We start from the raw sequence: 18595 nt of genomic DNA on the forward strand, positions 1-18595 counted from the left end.
CGACGCGAGCGTGATCGAACACATCCCCCTGACGGATATCAGGGTTCGACCAGGGTCATCCCGAGTGCCATCGGAACGGCGCGGCGGTCACGATGGACGCATGACGGATCACCAGCACGCGGCAGCGGAGCCGGGCCCCGGCTCGGGTCCGGACGCCCTGCGGCCCACCAGCGAGCCGCAGGACGCCGTGCCCCCACCGGGCACGGCGGCCAAGGAGCCGCGCGCGCACGAGGGCGCGGGCGCTCAGGCGGATGCGGGCGCGCCCGCGGATCGATCGGACGACGACGCTTCGGCCGGTTCCCCCGGTCCCCCGCACAGATTCCGCCGCGACCGGCGGTACAAGATGCTGGGCGGTGTCTGCGCCGGGCTCGGGCGCCAGTGCGACATGGATCCGGTGATCTTCCGCGTGGTGCTGGCGGTGCTCTCCCTCACCGGGGGCCTCGGCCTCCTCTTCTACGGCTTCGCCTGGCTGTTCGTGCCGTACGACGACGAGGAGGAGAACGAGCTACGCAAGCTGCTGACCGGCCGGGTCGACGGCCAGGCCCTCACGGCCGTGCTCTTCGCGCTGGTCGGCTGCGGCGTCTTCCTCACCATGCTGGGCAACACCACCGTCCTGACCTTCTCGGTGGTCGTCTCCCTGCTCCTGGCCGGCGCGGGGTACTGGTCACAGCACCGCGGCGCCCCCGACCCCGATCCGCTGGCCGCCCAGGCGGTGGCCGACGCCCCGCCGGAGGCCCAGGCACCGCCGGTGGCTTCTGCCTACCCGTCGTGGTGGCGCGACCCCATAATCAAGGACGGCACCCATATCGGTGGCACGGGCTATCTATGGGGCCCGTGGGAATCCCGCGACCGGGACATAGCCGCGGCGGTCAACATCGCCCGGGGCATCCGGCCCACCCGTCAGGACATACGCGTGACGCGTCCGCCGAAGCCGCGGGGGCCGCGCTGGATCGGTGGCTGGATCTTCCTGCTCGCGCTGCTCGCCGGCGGCGCGGGTACCGGAGCCACCTGGGAGGACCGCACCCTCACCGCCAGCCTGCAGACCGGTCTGGCCTGCGCGCTGACCGTGTTCGGTCTCGGCATAGCCCTCAGCGCCTTCCTCGGCCGTACGGGTGCGGGGTCGATCTTCCTGGCCGTGGTCACAGCGGGACTCCTGGCGGGCACGGCGGCGCTTCCGTCGAACATCACCACCGACTGGGCCCGTACGAAGTGGACACCGCGGAACGCGGAGAGCGTGGCGGCCCGCTACGAGCTCGGGACCGGAGTGGGCACGCTGGATCTGTCCCGGGTGGACATACCGAAGGGAGAGTCGCTGAGCACGAGCGTGGAGGTGGGCGCGGGCAAGGTGACGGTGGTGGTTCCACCGGACGTCACCGTACGGCTCGATATCGAAGTGGGCCTGGGTGACATCCAGTTGCCGGGTGACGACAAGGAGGACGTGGACGTGGCACCGGACAAGAGCGACCGGCTGACACTGCCCCCCGCGAAGGGCTCGGGCAGTGGGGGCACACTCACCATCGACCTCGAAGTCGGTCTGGGACAGGCGGAGGTGGCCCGTGCTGCGGCATGAGTTCCGGCCCGGGAAGCTCGTCGCCGGCCTCTTCCTCACCGCCGCCGGTGTCGTGTACCTCGGCGACGCGGGAGGCGTCTGGAAGACCCCGTGGTTCGTGGTGATACCCCTGGTGGTCGGGGGGCTGTGTCTCGCGGGGGCGGTGGCTTCTCTGGACCACGAGATACGGGGCCGCCGGCGCGCGGGGCGGTCGGGAGCAACCGGGGCGACGGGGCCGGGGGGACCGGCTGGGCCCACGGGAGCGGCGGGGGCATCCGGGGCGCCGGGGACGGATGGGCATGGCTAGAGCAGGCAGGGCCGGCTGAGAGCGGGTGGGCGAAGCCAGGAAGAAGGCGGGTCCGGCTGGGAGCGGCTGGGGAGCGGCTGGGCGCAGCTGAGAGAAAGGCGGGCTCGGGTGAGAGCGGCTGGGCGCGGCCAAGACGGAAGGCCGGTCCGGCTGGGAGCGGGGCGGGTGGGGCGGGGAGTGAGCCAAGGCTCCTCGGACTCACGCGGCCCGGCCGGTCCGCACGCTCCCCCAGCGGAACAATTCAGCCGGTGTGGACAGACGCAGCCGCGCTCACCTGCCGACTCCGCCTGGCCTCAGCCGTACTCATCGAGCGCGGCGGGGCATCGTGGGGCTCAGTGGTAGATGCCGCCCGCTCGGTGCCTGCTGGGGCCGCCCCGGCGGCGGGAACGGATGGCGGCGTCCACAGAGAGGGCCGGGGCGCCGGCGAGGATCAGCGGGATCCAGGCCATGAGATAGGGGAGGTCGTTGCCGTAGTAGTACGGAGACGCCGACCAGCTGACCGTGAGCCAGAGGCTGAGGGAGATCAGGGCTCCGCCGAAGGCGGCTAGGCGGGTGAGGAAACCGAGGAGGGTGCCGATACCGACGGCGAGTTCGCCGATGGCGATGGCGTAGCCGAAGCCGACGGGGTTGTTCAGGGCCATGTCGATCATGGCTGGAATGGCGGAGGAGTCTCGGGCGGCGCTCATCATGTCGCCGATGGAGCCGGAGCCGGAGTCCGCCATGAAGGCGCTGTCGGTGAGTTTGTCCAGGCCGGCGTAGATGAAGGTGACGGCGAGGAAGACGCGTAGGGGCAGGAGGGCGTAGCGGGTGGCGGTGTCGCGCCAGTCGGGGCCACCGTCGAAGTAGGGGGTGTGGGAGTCCGAGCGAATGTCGTGAGTCATGGTCTGCGCCGCCTCTTGTCCGCCGTGCCGTTGACCCCTCAACAGACGATACGTTCAGAGGGGTGGGGGCGCTCAATGGTTCGGGCGTGTTTTTCCGGGTCGGAGAGCCTGGTCGGGAGGGCAGGGTGGTCTCCGTCCGGGAGGCTTCCCGCCACCGCCGACGGACCTTTTCCTCCGGCCCGCCGGCCCACCGGCCGAGGGACCGAGGATCCAAGGCGCGGACTCGCTGCCCACGCCACCGGTCGAGGATACGAGGCGCCGACTCGCTCCCCGCGCCACCGGCCGAGGGGCCGAGGGTTCAAGGCGTCGACCTGCTCCCCGCGCCACCGGCCGAAGGGCCGAGCCGCTCCCCGCCTCCGCACCCCGCACCTCCGCTGGACGGACAGTGGCTCGCTCCCCCTGAGCTCCCCGCCCCGCTCCTTCGCCCTTGAGTCAGTCGGTCCCCTCGGCAACCGGTCAGCCAGTCCGCCTTGGGTCCCACCCCCCCGGCAACCGGTCAGTCCGCTGCGACCTCGATGGTGTAGCGGTTGGTCTCCACGCCCGCCGCTGTCACGACCTGGACTTCGATCTTGCCGGGTTCGACGTCGACGGGGACCGGGGCGGTGAGGACGGCGTCGGTGGGGTTGCTGAAGCCGCCGGCGACGGGGACGAGCGGGACGTGCACGTGGACGGGGCCGATGCGGACGACCATGCGGGAGAGGTGATCGGCGGTCTGGGCGCCGGGTGGGACGAAGCCGGAGCCGCGGATCTCGATGTCGTCGCCGTTGCGGATGGGGGCGTCGAGGTCGCCGGCCTCGCGGGCGCGGACGACGGAGAGGATGACGGGGCGGCCGCCCTCGGCGTACTTGCCGGCGACGTAGGTGGCCGCGGAGACGAGGACGAGGAGGGCCAGGCTCCAGGGGAGGTCGGGGAGTTGGTCGGGGCGGCGGGCGAGGCGGACCGCCGCGAAGGCGAGGGCGACGGTGCAGATGATCACGTACTGGATGTCGGTGAAGCTGCCGCGGCCGGAGTCGTCGGTGAGGAGGTCGGCGGCGCGGGGGCGGTGGGCGCGGACCTTCTGGAGGCGCTGGGAGAGGACACGGAGACCGACCACGCGGCGGACCAGGACGGCGATGCCGCAGACGACGGCGAGGACGGTCACGATGCCGGCGCCGCGGGCGAGGTCGAGGCCGGCGATGAGGGCGTCGCGTTCACGGTGGTCGGAGGCTGCGGCGAGGCGGCCGACGAGCACGAGGACCGCGAAGACGACGAGGAGCACCCACCCGGCTGCGACCGCGCGGGAGGTGGAGAGACGGTTGTCCTCGCCGATGACCGGGGCGAGCGCACCGCCACGCGCCCGGTGGAGATACCCGGCGCCCGTCAGGGCCGCGGCCACCAGCAGGGCGGCGAGCAGACCGGCGGTGCGGGCCGAGGTCCAGCCCGCGCCGATCGCGGTGAGGGACTGGACGAGGAGGAGGGTGGCGACGGCGGCCCACACCACGATCGCCGTGCGCAGCCACAGGCGGGCCAGCCAGGTCTCGCCCTCGACCCGGCCGCGTTCGGCGACGAGGGCCGCGGACTGGGTGAGTTCGTCGGAGACCCACTGACGGGAGGCGGACGCGGAGTGCGCGACCGCCGCCGGCAGCCCCTGCCCCGACGCGAACTCCTCCCGCTTCAGCAGGAACTCGGCGACCGCGCGCCGGTGTCCCGCGCGCGCCCCGTGCGGGCAGTCCCCGCACGTGCACCCGCCTTCATGGGCGCCCGCGCCCATGCCCCCTCTCGCCTCCTGCACCGCCACGCCCGAGCCCGCCTTCCCGCGCCGTCGTCCGCGGGCGCCATCGCGCCCACGTCCGCGTACTTCGGCATTCGCCGCCACCGTCATTGCCATCTGCCAGCACTGCTGTCACCGCTCCGGCCACGAGGGCGACGACAGTCGCCCGAACGTTGCCGGTACCGCTGCGTCGATACCGCCGTAGCGCGGTGTCGTACATTCGTCCGCTCAATACCACAGCCGTGCGGCCGTACAACTGCCCTGCGATGACAGCGAATTGTGCCGTATGGAACACGGCCCGCATTCGGCAGGGCCACTCCGTGCGTGGGTGGCGCGGGGTGAAGTGCGGGTGCTCGTGTTGACCGGGCTGGGAGAATCCTTCTATGGCCGAGATCATCCAGCGTGACGGCGTCTGGGCCTTCGACGGCGACACGGTCCGGATCACGCCGGGCCTGCACCGTTCCGTGTCGCTGTTCCGGCAGACGTACGGGGAGATCGCGGTGCCGCTGGAGGCGGTGGCCGGTGTCGTCTACGAGCCCGAACGCAAGCGCGGGCGGCTGCGGTTGCGGCTGCGCGAGGGCAGTGATCCGCTGCTGCAGGCCACGGGCGGGCGGCTGCCGGACGAGGCCGACCCGTACCGGCTGACGGTCGATCTCGACCGGTCGGGGATCGCCGAGTACGTGGCCGAGGAGATACGGCAGTCGATGCTGCTGGAGCAGACGCCGAAGGAGCCCGCCGGGGCCTACCTCCTGCCCGGTCCGCCCGTGCCGGTGTCGGTGCGGTCCAGTGACGGCACGGTGTCGTTCGACGGGACGCGGGTCCGGATCGACTGGAACGACACCTCCGACCGGGTCAAGCGCGCGACCGGCCCGCGGATCATCGACGTCGGGGAACTGGTGCAGGTCGAGTGGGTGCCCAACTCCGGTTACGAGGACGGGTTCCTGCGGTTCGTGACGCGCGAGACCGTGTTCTCGAAGCTGCCGCCGGAGCGGGACCCGTTCGCCCTCGACCTGTGGGGCAGTGGGCGTCGCGACCTGCTCACGGCGCTCGTCGCGACGGCGGTCACGGCGCGGCTCCCCCATCCGTCGACACGGACGAACGGCCCCACGAACACGCCCGTGGACGGCGCGAGGCCGGGTGGGGCCGACGCGGCCCGGCCGTCGGTCTCCGACCGCCCCGACGCCTCCGACCGCCCCGGCTCTTCCGACCGCCCCGGTTCCTCCGACCACCACGACACGCTCCTCCGTCGGCTCCGCGAACTCGGGGAGCTGCACCGTGGCGGCGTCCTCACGGACGAGGAGTTCGCGGCCACGAAGGCCGCCGTGCTGCGCGGCTTCTGACGGGCACGCGCGAGGTCGCCGTCCCACCAGGCCGTCACGTGTCGGCGGGGGCTGTGGGGCTGATCGCGCGGTTCCCCGCGCGCCCTTCCGGGTGCTCCGGTTCAACTCAGCAGATCCGGCTCGCTGCGGCTGATGTCCTGCCACAGCGGCTGGTAGTTGATCCATGCCACCAGGTCGCCGCCCGCCTGCTCACGTGTCGCGACGGCCAGCCGGTGTTCGATGAGCAGGGGGCGGCCGGCCGCCTTCGCGGTGAGCTGCACCTGGGCCGAGCGCTCCATGGACAGGAACCACCAGGCCGCCGCGTCGACCGAGTCGCCGACCGTCAGCAGTCCGTGGTTGCGCAGCACGAGGGCCTTGCGGCTGCCGAGGACGGCGGCGATGCGGCGGCCTTCGTCCGCGTCCACGGCGACGCCCGTGTAGTGGTCGTAGAGCGCCTGGTCCTCGTAGAAGGCGCAGGACTCCTGGGTGATCGGGTCGAGCAGCTCGCCGAGGGCGGACAGGGCGCGGCCGTGCACGGAGTGACAGTGGGCGACGGCGACGACGTCCGGGCGGGCGGCGTGCACCTGGGCGTGGACGGTGAACGCGGCCTGGTTCACGTGGTAGCGGCCCTCGATCACCTGGCCGTCCTGGTTGGCGAGGACCAGGTCACTCACCGTGACGTGCTTGAAGGGCATCCCGAACGGATTGACCCAGAAGCAGTCGCTGAACTCCGGGTCGCGCGCGGTGATGTGTCCCGAGACCCCCTCCTCGAACCCCATGCGCCCGAAGATCCGCAGGGCCCCGGCCAGCCGTTCCTTGCGGTGCCGTCGCTCGTCCTCCACCGACTCGTGCATCGGCGGCATGGCGAACCGGAGCTGGTCGGTAGGTAGGGGCAGGGGCGGTGTGGGCCCGTGCATGTGTCCTCCAGAATGACTTCCTTTACGAAGCGGAAGTTACCGTCGGTCCCCCGGGGAGAACAGGTCCGTCTCGTGAAGAGAGTGCGCAACCGTTACGCAAGTCACCGAAGCGCGTCAGGCGGCGCACCGCTCGGCCGGGCCGTACGGCGCCCGTTCGGCGCCCGCGCATCGGCACGTACGTCGGCCGTACGTCGGCCGTACGTCGCTCGGGGTAACCGGACAGTGGTTGTCGGGTATCCGGGTGAGACTCGACGTATGCCGGAGAATCTGTCGAACTGGGGCGCTTTCGCCGCCGCCGAACCTGAGCTCGCCGAGACCGTCGAAGCGCGTTTCGGGGCCTTCACCCATCACGTTCTCGCCACGCTGCGCAAGGACGGCTCGCCGCGTACGACCGGGCTGGAGGTCCGGTTCAAGCGGGGGGAGCTGTGGCTGGGGATGATGCCCGACTCGCTCAAGGCGCTCGATCTGCGCCGCGATCCCCGCTTCGCTCTGCAGGCCAACCCGGGGCCGGGCACGGGGATGGGCGGCGGGGACGTACGGGTGAGCGGCCGGGCGGTCGAGGTCGACGATCCGGCGGAGAAGGCCGCGTACGGCGAAGAGGTGGAACCGCCGGAGCCGTTCCACCTCTTCCGCACCGAGTTGACGGAGGTCGTACGGACCTACGTCGAGGACGACAAGTACCTGGTCGTCCAGGTCTGGAAGCCCGGAGAGCCGGTGCGCACCCTCAAGCGGACCTGAGCCCCTGCCGGGGACTCACTCCCACTCGATGGTGCCCGGCGGCTTGCTCGTCACGTCGAGGACGACGCGGTTGACGTCGGCGACCTCGTTGGTGATGCGGGTGGAGATCTTCGCGAGGACGTCGTACGGCAGCCGCGACCAGTCGGCGGTCATGGCGTCCTCGGAGGAGACCGGGCGCAGGACGATGGGGTGGCCGTAGGTGCGGCCGTCGCCCTGGACGCCGACGGAGCGGACGTCCGCCAGCAGCACCACCGGGCACTGCCAGATGTCACGGTCGAGGCCGGCCGCCGTCAGCTCCTCGCGGGCGATGGCGTCGGCCTCGCGGAGCAGGTCGAGCCGCTCCTTGGTGACCTCGCCGACGATGCGGATGCCGAGGCCGGGGCCCGGGAACGGCTGGCGCTGGACGATCTCCTCCGGGAGCCCCAGCTCCTGGCCGACCATCCGGACCTCGTCCTTGAAGAGCTTGCGGAGCGGCTCGATCAGCTTGAACTCGAGGTCTTCCGGCAGGCCGCCGACGTTGTGGTGGGACTTGATGTTGGCCGTGCCGGTGCCGCCGCCCGACTCGACGACGTCCGGGTAGAGGGTGCCCTGGACGAGGAACGCGACCTCGGGGCCCTCGTCGGCGATGATCTCCGCCTGGGCCTGCTCGAAGACGCGGATGAACTCGCGGCCGATGATCTTCCGCTTCTGCTCGGGGTCGGAGACCCCGGCCAGCGCCTTCAGGAAGCGCTCCTCCGCGTCGACGACCTTCAGCTGGACGCCGGTCGCGGCGACGAAGTCCTTCTCGACCTGCTCGGTCTCGTTCTTGCGCATGAGGCCGTGGTCGACGTACACGCAGGTCAGCTGGGAGCCGATGGCCTTCTGGACGAGGGCCGCGGCGACCGCGGAGTCCACGCCGCCGGAGAGGCCGCAGATCGCGCGCTTGTCGCCGACCAGCTCGCGGATGGCCTCGACCTGCTCCTCGATGACGTTGCCGGTGGTCCAGCTGGGGGTGATGCCCGCGCCCCGGTAGAGGAAGTGCTCCAGGACCTGCTGGCCGTGCGTGGAGTGCATGACCTCCGGGTGGTACTGGACGCCGTACAGCTTCTTCTCGTCGTTCTCGAAGGCGGCGACCGGGACGACGTCGGTGGAGGCCGTGACGGTGAAGCCCTCGGGGGCGGCGGAGCAGGCGTCGCCGTGCGACATCCAGACGGACTGCTCGTCGGGGGTGCCCTCGAAGAGGGTGCTGCCGCTCTTGGAGACGTGCAGGGGGGTACGGCCGTACTCGCGGGCGCCGGTGTTGTCGACGGTGCCGCCGAGGGTGGTGGCCATCAGCTGGAAGCCGTAGCACATGCCGAAGACGGGGACGCCGGCCTCGAAGAGGTCGCGGTCGAGGCGGGGGGCGCCCTCGGCGTAGACCGAGGAGGGGCCGCCGGAGAGGATGATCGCCGCCGGGTTCTTGGCGAGCATCTCCGCGACCGGCATGGTGCTCGGCACGATCTCGCTGTAGACCCGGGCCTCGCGGACCCGTCGGGCGATGAGCTGGGCGTACTGGGCGCCGAAGTCGACGACCAGGACGGTGTCGGGAGCGGCGGCAGCGGGGTTCGCTGATGACACGGAGTGCCTTCCGGCGGTGGGGCGGGGGTCTGTGTGGTCCGAGTCTACCGGGGTGCGCGCTCGTGAAGTGGGCCCACCGGAGGCTCCGCGCATGGACCGCCGCACCTTCGCCCACCCACCACCCCACGCGGTAGGCCAAGAGGACACCGGCCCAGGTCGAGGAGCCCGGCACGGGAGAACCCCTCACGTCGGAAGCACCAGCCGTGAGGACGGGCATGACCACCGCGCGGGAATCGACCACGGCGCGGGCACCGATCAGGGCAGGCACCGGACGGGGACGCCCCTGTGCGGGAGCGACGCCGAACGGCCGGATCGGTTCGTGGCCGACCGGCGCCTTGGTCGGGGCTTGTCACACGGTTCCCCGCGCCCACGACGGGGCGCGGACGTCGGGCGACGGCCGGGCGGCAGGCGGCAGGCGGCAGGCGGCAGGCGGCAGGCGGCAGGCGGCAGGCGGCAGGCGGCAGGGTGGGGCGTGGCATACTTGCGGCCATGTTCGCGCACTCGACCCTTTTCTTTACCTATGGCACCGGGCCCACCGGCTGCCATGGTCGTGCTGCTTGAGCAACTGACAAGCGACTTCCCCAGGCGCCCCGGGCCGACAAGGTCCGGGGCGTCTGGCGTTTTCCGGGTCTTGCCGCTCCGGGGAGTCCGTTCGACTTCCGACGAGGAGCCCCAAGATGAGCATCACCTCCACCGAGAAGACCGGTGCCCGTACCTCCGAGGCGGCGGGTGTGATCACCGGCGCCCGGGAACGCATCGATGCCCTGGACGACCGGATCATCGGCCTGATCCAGGAACGCGTGGCGGTCTCCGCCGTGATCCAGGAGGCACGGATCGAGTCCGGCGGCAGGCGCGTGAACCTGTCGCGGGAGATGGAGGTCCTGGCCCACTACAGGGACGCCCTCGGCAAGCCGGGCACCGCGCTCGCCATGACCCTGCTGGAGCTGTGCCGGGGCCGTATCTGACCGGCGCGCACCGGCGGCGCACGTACGTACGCGTGTCCTCTCACCCGTACGGCGCGTGACCGCCGTACGACGCGCTTCGTTGGTGTCGGTGTCCGCGCCAGCCAGGTGCGGGCCCGAAAGAACCACGCGTGGCTCCGCTGGAGCGATGAGGCGTCCGGATCGTGCCGTGCGCCGTGGGACCTCGCTCCAGGGTTGTGACCGGACGGCAGGGGACAGCAGCCCGGTCACTCAAGAGAACGGCCGGCTCCGGGGACGCCCGGGGCCGACCGGCGGAACTGTTCCGAGGTGGGCGCGACGGTCACGGAGCCCGTTCCCCCTTCACGACGCGGAACAGATCACCGACCCCAAGGGCCCCACGGCGGCCGAGCCGGCCGTTCCGCGGGGCCCTTCGTCACGCCGGGAGCGCTCAGCCGGCGACCTTCTCCACCTTCGCGACCTGTGTGTCCAGGACTTCGGCCGGCACCTCGGCCTTGTCGGCGTCGAGCATGTTCATCGAGGAGAACATGATCAGCGTCGAGCCGCTGCGTACCACGGTGAAGGACATCGGGATCTTCGCGCCGTCGATGTCACCCTTCAGCTTGTACGCGACAGCCTCGTCGCCCTGCTTCGGAGCGGTGAGGGTCTCGATGCCGGTGTACTTGTTGCCGACCTGCTCGTACCCGTCGCAGCTCTCCGTCGCCTTGCGGAGGTCGGCCATCACCTTCTCGGCGTCGCTCTGCTCGTGTGCGGCGAGAGCGAGCGCGATGACGCTGGCGGAGAGCTCGTCCACCGCGGTGACCCTGCGTCCGGCGCGGTCCTTGGCCTGCGGGTCGGACGTGAAGTAGAACATGTTCGCGAGGGGCTGGCAGGCGGCCGGCTCAGCGGGAACAGGCACGTCGGGCATGTCGTCCGCCGGCATCTCGGAGATCGTGTAGCCCTTCACGTCCCCCTTCGCGAGGGCCGCCTCCTTCAGCTGGGCCTGGGTCAGCGCGGCCTTCCCGGCGCCGTCCTCCCCGTTCTTGGCGTCCTCGGCGGCCGAGGCGCTGCCCGCGGCCGACGGCTTCTTCTCCGCCTTGCCCTCGTCGCCGCCCCCGCCACACGCCGCGGTCAATCCCAGCGTGGCCACGACCGAGACGGCCACCGCCACCCGCGACATCGTCGACTTCATGTCCCCCACCCTCATGACTTTCGTTTCATGCCTCACAGGGGCCCCATAGGCCCCATCGAACATGTAGGTGACGGCGGGGCGCGCCCATCGGTTGTACCGGTTCGACGACCCATATATGTGACTCACGTCACACAAGAAAACTGCTATCGCGAGGGCAACCCTTCACGGCACTCACCAGTCACACCTGGCACACGAGAGAAGAACCCGCGCTCGGAGGGGGGTGCGGGTCCTTCTCCGTATTTTTTCTCGACTCTTTCTCGCCCCGGAAAAATGACCACGTGCCCCGTGACTACTTCTTCGGCGGCACCGTCGGAACCGGCATCAGCGGCAGCCGGAGCGCGCCGAAGGCGTCCTCCGGGACCACCGGATGCAGGGGTGCCACGGGGGTGAGGCGTTCGTAGGCCTCCCCGGGGGCAGGGCGCCGGTCCGGCTCGCCCTTGTTGGGCCAGAACGACATCGCCCGCTCGGCCTGTGCCGTGATCGTCAGGGACGGGTTGACGCCCAGGTTCGCGGAGACGGCGGCGCCGTCGACGACCGAGATGCCGGGGTGGCCGTAGAGGCGGTGGTACGGGTCGATCACGCCGTCGTCCGCGCCGGCGCCGATGGGGCAGCCGCCGAGGAAGTGCGCGGTGAGCGGGGTGCCCATCAGCTCACCCACGTTGCTGCCGGCGAAGCCGTTGATCTCGGCGGCGATGGTGGAGGCGGCCCGCGAAGCGGCCTCGATCTGCTTGGGGTTGGGCGCGCCATGGCCCTGACGAGCCGTCAACAGCCCCTTGCCCAGGCCCTTCGACTTCAGGTGGGTCGACAGGGAGTTGTCCAGGGACTGCATCACCAGGCCGATGATGGTCCGCTCCGACCAGCGGCGGTTGGAGAGCGAACGGGCCACCAGCAGGGGGTGTGTGGCCGCGTACCCCAGCCAGCCGAGGACGCGGGCGGTGCCCGACGCGGTGCTGCCCGCGTACGGGACCTGGAGGATCGACAGGCCGCCCATCGCGTTGGAGCCCTTGCCGTAGCGGACCGGCTCGATATGGGTGTTCTCGTCGGGGTGGATGGAGGAGGTGATCGCCACGCCACGGGTGAAGTCGACCTCGGGCGCGCCGTGCGCCTTGCGGTAGCGGCGGTTGTCGGTCTGGGCGCCGACCAGCGCTTCGGAGTTGGTGCGGGTCAGCATGCCCAGGCGGTCGGAGAGGTGCGGGAGTTGGCCGCCCTCCTTCATCCGGTGCAGAAGGGTCTGGGTGCCGTAGGTGCCGGCCGCGAGGACGACGCGGTGGGCCTTGAGCACCCGGCTCTCGCCCTTCCTGCGGTTGTCGGTCGGGAGGGTCGTCACGGCGTAGCCGCCCTGCGAGTCCTCCGTCACGGCCACGACCGTGGTCATCGGGTGGACGACCGCGCCCGCCTTCTCGGCGAGGTGGAGGTAGTTCTCGTTGAGCGTGTTCTTCGCGCCGTGGCGGCAGCCGGTCATGCATGCGCCGCACTCGGTGCAGGCCTTGCGGGCGGGGCCCGCGCCGCCGAAGTACGGGTCCGCGACCTCATCGCCCGGCGCGGCCTTCGCCTTGCCGTCGGCGTCCTCGCCGTCGCCGAAGAAGACGCCGACCGGGGCGAGGTGGAAGCTGTCGCCGACGCCCATCCGCTCGGCAGCGGCCTTCAGGTGCACGTCCGACGGGGTCATCGTCGGGTTGAGCCGTACGCCGAGCATGCGGCGGGCCTGGTCGTAGTACGGCTGCAACTCCTCCTGCCAGTCGGTGATGTCCTTCCACTGCGGGTCCTGGAAGAACCGCTCGGGCGGCACGTAGAGGGTGTTGGCGTAGTTGAGGGAGCCGCCGCCCACGCCGGCTCCGGCCAGCACCATGACGTTGCCGAGGAGGTGGATGCGCTGGATGCCGTACAGGCCGAGGGCGGGCGCCCAGAGGTAGTTCTTCAGGTCCCAGGAGTTCTTGGGGAGTGAGTCGCGCGTGAAACGACGGCCCGCTTCGAGCACGCCGACCCTGTAGCCCTTCTCGGTCAGACGCAGGGCGGTGACCGAGCCGCCGAATCCGGATCCGACGACGATGACGTCGTAGTCGTACGACACGTGCTCTCCTCGTTGAGAACGGTGGGCGGGCCCGAAGAGCTACCCGAAGACCTAGCGGAGCCGGAGTGCCTTCATCGCCCGCAGGCTGCGGCTCATGAACTGGGCGTACTTCTCGTCGTCCATGCCGAGGGACGGGGCCATGGGCAGCAGGCGCTGCTGGGCGACCGTCTGGGCCTCCGTGTACTTGAGGATGCCCTCGGAGCCGTGGCGGCGGCCGAGGCCGGAGTCCTTCATGCCGCCCATGGGGGACTGGACGGAGCCGTACGCGGAGGCGTAGCCCTCGTTGACGTTGACCGTGCCGGCGCGGACGCGGGAGGCGACCTCGCGGCCGCGGCGGCCGTCCTTGGTCCAGACGGAGGCGTTGAGGCCGTACGCGGTGGAGTTGGCCTCCGCTATGGCCTCGTCCTCGTCCGTGAAGCGGTAGATGGAGACAACCGGGCCGAAGGTCTCCTCCGTGCACACGGACATGGGTTCCGTGACGCCGTCGAGGATGGTCGGCTCGTAGAAGTAGGGGCCGATGTCGGGGCGGGCCACGCCGCCCGCGAGGACCTTCGCGCCCTTCTCCACGGCCTCGTCGACGTGGCGGGTGACGGTCTCCAGCTGGCGTTCGCCGACGAGGGAGCCCATGTCGGCGCCGTACGCGAGGGACTTGCCGAGGCGCATGGCCTTGGTGCGGGCGACGAAACGCTCCAGGAAGGCGTCGGCGATGGACTCGTGGACGTACAACCGCTCGATGGATATGCAGAGTTGGCCGGCGGAGGAGAAGCAGGCACGGACGGCGCCCGCCGCAGCCTTCTCGATGTCGGCGTCCGCGAGGACCAGCATCGCGTTCTTGCCGCCGAGTTCGAGGGAGACGCCGACGAGCCGGGCGGCGGCGCCCTGCGCGACCTCGCGGCCGGTGCGGGTGGAGCCGGTGAAGGAGACGTAGTCGGCGTGCCTGACGACCTCGGGGCCGATGACGGGACCCTCGCCGAGGACGACCTGGAAGACCTCGGCGGGCAGGCCGGCCTCGATCAGCAGGTCGCGGGCCCACAGGGCGGTCAGGCAGGTCTCCGTGTCGGGCTTCATCACCACGGCGTTGCCCGCGACGAAGGCGGGGATCGCGTCGCCGACGGAGAGTTCGAGCGGGTAGTTCCAGGGGGCGATCTGGCCGATCACCCCACGCGGGTGGCGCAGTTCGGTGACCTTGGTGAGAGTCGGTACGGCACCGGTGTGCCGCTTCGGCTTCAGGTAGAAGGGGGCCTTGCGGCCGTAGTGCCGGGCGGCGACCGCGACGGCCTGGACCTCCTCGTGGGCGTGCAGGCGGGCCTTGCCCGTCTCCAGCTGGATGAGGTCGAGCACCTCGGCCTGGCGTTCGAGGACCAGGTCGTGGAAGCGGAGCAGGACGGCGGCGCGCTCCCGTACGGACCGCTGGGCCCAGACGGCCTGCGCGGCGCGGGCCGTCGCGTAGGCCCGCTCCACGTCCTCGGGGGTGGACTCCGGCAGGTCGGCGAGCTTCTCGCCGGTGAACGGCGTGTGGTTGGCGGTGCGGCCGGAGCCGGCCACGCCCTTGGTGAGCTGGGCGACCAGTTCGGGGGTCACCACGTCGGCGGCCGTACGGGCGCCCTGCGGGGCTGCCGCGAGGGGGTTGGTGCCGGTCGTCCGCGCCGTGCCGGTCGTACCCGTGGTGGTCGTGCCGGTCTTTTCGGGGGCCTGCGAGTCCGTCATGACGCGCAGGGTATTCCGGACCGGACGACTTTGGGTACCCGGCGGTAACAGGGTTTCACGGGGCGCACACACCATGCCAGTGATCACTGGCAACGAAGTCGCTGATCAGCGCGGCGGGCGGTGGCGTGCGGCCGCGAATGCGGCGTGGATCACGTAGGTGCGCGGCGACGGCCTACGGTCCGATCTCCAGCCGTTCCCGCGCCCCTTTGAAGACGGCCGTCCCCTTCTTCTCGTCCGCCGTGCCCTTCGGCATGTCCACGCGCAGCTCGTACATCCGGTCGTCGTCGGTACGGACGATCAGTTCCAGGACCCGGGTGGGGGTGCCGTCCAGGTAGTGGGTGGTGTCGGCGAGGACGGCCTGCTGGTCGTGGAAGCTCGTGTTGGTGTACTGGGCGGTCGACTTCACGTCGCCCGCCACGATGTCCGTGGAGTCCTTGGCCTGTTCCATGGGCGAGGCGGGCGCCCGGTCCCACTGCGTCAGCCGCACCCGGACGACCTTCTCGCCCTCGTAGGTGACCGTGCGGGGCCGCGTGTCGTCGCCGTCCTCCGCGCGGATCCGTCGGTAGGGGCCGGGGAGGGAGAGGACGGCGTCCATGGCCTCCTCACGGTGGGCCACCCAGCGCGTGCCGGCCGTGCTGCCCGAAGTGGGGCCGGTGCTCGGGGACTCGACGCGGGCGTCCACCCACCCGACCTTGGGCTCGGCGACCTCGGTGACACCGCCACCGGTGTCGAGCGCGACCCCGGCCCAGGCTCCCCCGGCGGTCAGCAGGAGCCCGACGGCGGCCAGAGCGACGAGACGGCCGGCACGTGACAGGCGCCGGGGGCGCGCGGCGCCGACCGTCCCGACTTCGGTGTCCGGCGCGTCCTCGGGTTTCACGCCGGGTGCGTGCTCGGGTTTCGCACCGGGTGCGTTCTCGGGCTTATCGCCCCGTACGTGCTCGGATTCCTCGCCCCGTACGTTCTCGGGCCCCGCCCTGTGCACGGCCTCGGGTTTCGCACCCCGCGCGTTCTGCGGCTCCTCGCTCCGTGCGTTCTGCGGCTCCTCACCCCGTGCGTTCTGCGGCTTCCTCTGCTGCGGCACGGCGGCTCGCTGCGGCTTCTCGCCGAGCCGTAGCGTCCGCGTCCCCGCGTCCTCGTTCAACTCGCGGAGCCCGGACGGGAGCCGGAGGTCGGGCGTCCGGCCCTCCGCCACGTCCTTCAGGAACCCGGCGGTCTCCTCGGCGTCCGGGCGGAGCGCCGGGTCCTTGGCCAGCAGGCGTACGAGCAGGGGGGCGAGCGGGCCCGCCCGCTCCGGCGCCGGCGGTTCGGCGGCGAGGATCGCGGCGAGCGTGGACTCCAGCGTGGTGCGGCGGAAGGGGGACCAGCCCTCGACGGCGGAGTACAACAGGACGCCGAGCGACCAGAGGTCGGAGGGCGGGCCGGCGGCGCCGGGACCGGCCATCCGCTCGGGGGCGACGCATTCGAGCGACCCGACGAACTCCCCTGTCACGGTGAGCGATTCCTCGCCCTGGACGTGGGCGATGCCGAAGTCGGTGAGGACGACCTGGCCGTGCGGGCCGAGGAGGACATTGGCGGGTTTGACGTCCCGGTGCACGATGCCGACGCCGTGCGCGGCGTGCAGCGCGCCGACGACGGCGAGGCCGACGCGGGCTGCCTCGACGGGGGTGAGGGTGCCGCGCCTGAGCACCTCGTGCAGGGACTCGCCGCGGACCAGTTCCATGACGATCCACGGGGCCCCGTCCTCGACCACGACGTCGTGGATGGTGACGGCGGACGGGTGGTCGACGCGGGCGGCGGCACGGGCCTCGCGGTAGAGCCGGTTGGCGGCCCGCCGACGGGCATCCTGCTCAGGGCCGCCGGGACCGCCGGGACCGTCGGGACTACCCGAGCGACCGGGGCCGTACGAACCGTTGAGGTCGTGCGAGCCGTGCGGGTCGCCCGGGAGCTTGGGCTGTTTGACGGCGACTTCGCGGTCGACGAGTTCGTCGACCGCCCTCCAGACGGTGCCCATGCCGCCCGATCCGACGCGTTCCGTGAGCCGGTAACGGCCGCCGACGAGACGACCGGTGCCCCCGGACGCCCGGACGCCGGACGGGAGTTCGTCGCGCGGATGTTCGCCGTCGTTGCTCATGCCCCATCAGTACCGTGCGGGGGCGAAGCTTGTCGACGCGGACCCGGTCGCCCGGCGTCTCTAGCGTCGGCGGTTCCACAACTCCTGGGCCCAGCCGTACCGTTCGCGGTGCTTGGGCAGCGCGGTGCGGCCGACCGCGGCGGCGAGTTTGCGCAACCGGCGCCAGTCCAGGGGCGGTTTGGGCTCGGGAACGCCGGGGCGGTCGCGGGGCACGCGGACGCGCAGGGCCTTCGGCGAGACCCGGCAGTGGACGGGGGTCGGCAGAACGAGAGCCTCGCCGTCGACACCGACCTCGATCTCAGGCCGGTCGGCCTCGACGACGATCTCGTCGGCGACGAGGAGGCTGAGGCCGGGGGCGTTCGGACCGAGGACGAGTCCGGCGGCCTCGGCGGCGCTGTCGACGCGGACGCCGACGACACCGAGCACGCCGGCGTCGAGCCGTTCGCGGCGGCCGAGACCGACGAGGTCGTCGCTGCGGTAGACGTTGTTGCTGACGAGGACGGCCTGGGGCGCGTCGATGACGGCGTCCCCGATGCGGGCGGTGAGCCGTGGGCCCCGCTGGTGCGTGAGCAGTTCGGGCAGCAGTTCCAGGGTGGTGCGGACCTTGTCGTCGCGGTAGGCGGGGCTCTGCACGACGGCCGCGTACGCGCCGAACGAGGCGTTGTTGACGAAGGGGTGGCCGCTGGCGTAGCCGAGGTCGACGTGGAGTTCGACGCCCTTGTCGGTGAGGGCGTCGAGGCAGGCGGCGGGATTGTCGCGGTCGAGGCCGAGGTCCATGGCGAAGTGGTTGCGGGTGCCGGCGGAGATGACGAGCAGGGGGACGTCGTACGCGGCGGCGATGGCGGCGACCTGGGCCTGGGTGCCGTCGCCGCCGGCGACGCCGAGGAGGTCGGCGCCGTTCCTGACGGCGTCCCGGGCGAGGACGGCGACGTCCTCGTGGCGCGCGGGGTCGAGCAGGTGGACGGTGGCGCCGAGTCGTTCGGCGCGCTCCTTCAGCCGGAAGCGTTCGACCTTTCCGCCGCCGGACTTGGGGTTCATGATGAGGAAGGGGCGAGTGGGGGCCGGGACGCGGTGTTCGGGGACGTGCACGTGGTGGGACTTGGTGCTGCTGAGGGCGAACTTGCCGGACCAGACGGCGACGCTCCACAGGGCGGCGGAGACGATCACGACCCAGAGCAGGTTGACGACGGCGAACCACCAGACGACGCCGACCGGTGCGGCCACGGCCAGCGCTCCCGCCGCGACACGGGCGGGGCCGCGCCGGGTCAGCACCCACCAGAGCGAGGCCACGGTGAGACCGGCGCCCAGCACGACGCCGGCGACGAGGAGGAGGCTCGCCTCGCGGGCGTAGCCGAGGGGCAGCAGCACGGCGAGGACCGCGCAGCCGAGGGCGGCCCTGGCCGCCCAGCGTTGTCTCGCGTGTGCCCGTACGTCCAGGTGTTCGATGCCCACGCTCGCTCGCCCTCCGCGCCGATCATGCACTTGACACGGCATGTTAGGGGCTGCGGGCCGGGCGA

Annotated in this window: 13 protein-coding genes; 4 read left to right on the forward strand and 9 right to left on the reverse strand. The window is 71.6% G+C overall.

Annotated features, from left to right (window positions below):
• Positions 1-100 precede the first annotated feature (100 nt).
• A complete protein-coding gene (locus ACZ9QC_RS15360; RefSeq protein WP_472920652.1) occupies positions 101-1570 on the forward strand; it encodes a PspC domain-containing protein in 1470 nt (489 codons plus the stop codon).
• Positions 1571-2188: 618 nt separating this feature from the next.
• On the opposite strand, the gene ACZ9QC_RS15365 is transcribed toward ACZ9QC_RS15360, so the two are convergent.
• Positions 2189-2737: a DoxX family protein gene (locus tag ACZ9QC_RS15365; RefSeq protein WP_472920653.1), complete on the reverse strand. Its 549-nt coding sequence runs from the start codon at positions 2735-2737 to the stop codon at positions 2189-2191.
• A gap of 496 nt (positions 2738-3233) precedes the next feature.
• Positions 3234-4514, reverse strand: coding sequence for a hypothetical protein (locus ACZ9QC_RS15370; RefSeq protein ID WP_472920654.1), 1281 nt, complete (start codon positions 4512-4514; stop codon positions 3234-3236).
• Between the two features lie 356 nt (positions 4515-4870).
• Here ACZ9QC_RS15370 and ACZ9QC_RS15375 point away from each other — a divergent pair, with 356 nt between their 5' ends.
• Positions 4871-5827 carry a DUF4429 domain-containing protein gene (locus ACZ9QC_RS15375; RefSeq protein WP_472920655.1) on the forward strand — a complete coding sequence of 319 codons (957 nt, stop codon included), beginning with the start codon at positions 4871-4873 and terminating at the stop codon, positions 5825-5827.
• Positions 5828-5928: 101 nt separating this feature from the next.
• Here ACZ9QC_RS15375 and ACZ9QC_RS15380 read toward each other — a convergent pair whose 3' ends face one another.
• The gene (locus ACZ9QC_RS15380) at positions 5929-6723 is read right to left on the reverse strand and encodes a class II aldolase/adducin family protein (protein ID WP_184904509.1); all 795 of its coding nucleotides are present in this window, start codon (positions 6721-6723) and stop codon (positions 5929-5931) included.
• 255 nt (positions 6724-6978) lie between these two features.
• Here ACZ9QC_RS15380 and ACZ9QC_RS15385 point away from each other — a divergent pair, with 255 nt between their 5' ends.
• On the forward strand, positions 6979-7461 hold the full coding sequence (locus ACZ9QC_RS15385; RefSeq protein WP_472920656.1) for a pyridoxamine 5'-phosphate oxidase family protein: 483 nt from the start codon (positions 6979-6981) through the stop codon (positions 7459-7461).
• A gap of 15 nt (positions 7462-7476) precedes the next feature.
• On the opposite strand, the gene guaA is transcribed toward ACZ9QC_RS15385, so the two are convergent.
• Positions 7477-9057, reverse strand: a complete 1581-nt coding sequence (gene guaA / locus ACZ9QC_RS15390; protein ID WP_184904513.1) for a glutamine-hydrolyzing GMP synthase — start codon at positions 9055-9057, stop codon at positions 7477-7479.
• Between the two features lie 677 nt (positions 9058-9734).
• On the opposite strand from guaA, the gene ACZ9QC_RS15395 reads away from it, so the two are divergent.
• Entirely contained in the window at positions 9735-10022 is a 288-nt protein-coding gene (locus ACZ9QC_RS15395) for a chorismate mutase (RefSeq protein WP_472920657.1), read from the forward strand.
• 406 nt (positions 10023-10428) lie between these two features.
• Here ACZ9QC_RS15395 and ACZ9QC_RS15400 read toward each other — a convergent pair whose 3' ends face one another.
• From ACZ9QC_RS15400 to ACZ9QC_RS15420, 5 genes are all read right to left on the reverse strand, one after another.
• Complete coding sequence (locus tag ACZ9QC_RS15400) at positions 10429-11169, reverse strand: hypothetical protein (protein ID WP_472920658.1); 741 nt, start codon at positions 11167-11169, stop codon at positions 10429-10431.
• 289 nt (positions 11170-11458) lie between these two features.
• A complete protein-coding gene (locus ACZ9QC_RS15405; protein WP_472920659.1) occupies positions 11459-13240 on the reverse strand; it encodes a GMC family oxidoreductase N-terminal domain-containing protein in 1782 nt (593 codons plus the stop codon).
• 51 nt (positions 13241-13291) lie between these two features.
• Entirely contained in the window at positions 13292-14947 is a 1656-nt protein-coding gene (locus ACZ9QC_RS15410; protein WP_472920660.1) for a succinic semialdehyde dehydrogenase, read from the reverse strand.
• A gap of 172 nt (positions 14948-15119) precedes the next feature.
• Complete coding sequence (locus tag ACZ9QC_RS15415) at positions 15120-17078, reverse strand: serine/threonine-protein kinase (protein ID WP_472920661.1); 1959 nt, start codon at positions 17076-17078, stop codon at positions 15120-15122.
• Positions 17079-17138: 60 nt separating this feature from the next.
• The gene (locus ACZ9QC_RS15420; RefSeq protein WP_472920662.1) at positions 17139-18530 is read right to left on the reverse strand and encodes a diacylglycerol/lipid kinase family protein; all 1392 of its coding nucleotides are present in this window, start codon (positions 18528-18530) and stop codon (positions 17139-17141) included.
• Positions 18531-18595 lie beyond the last annotated feature (65 nt).

This window comes from Streptomyces sp. HUAS MS02 (genome assembly GCF_055702265.1).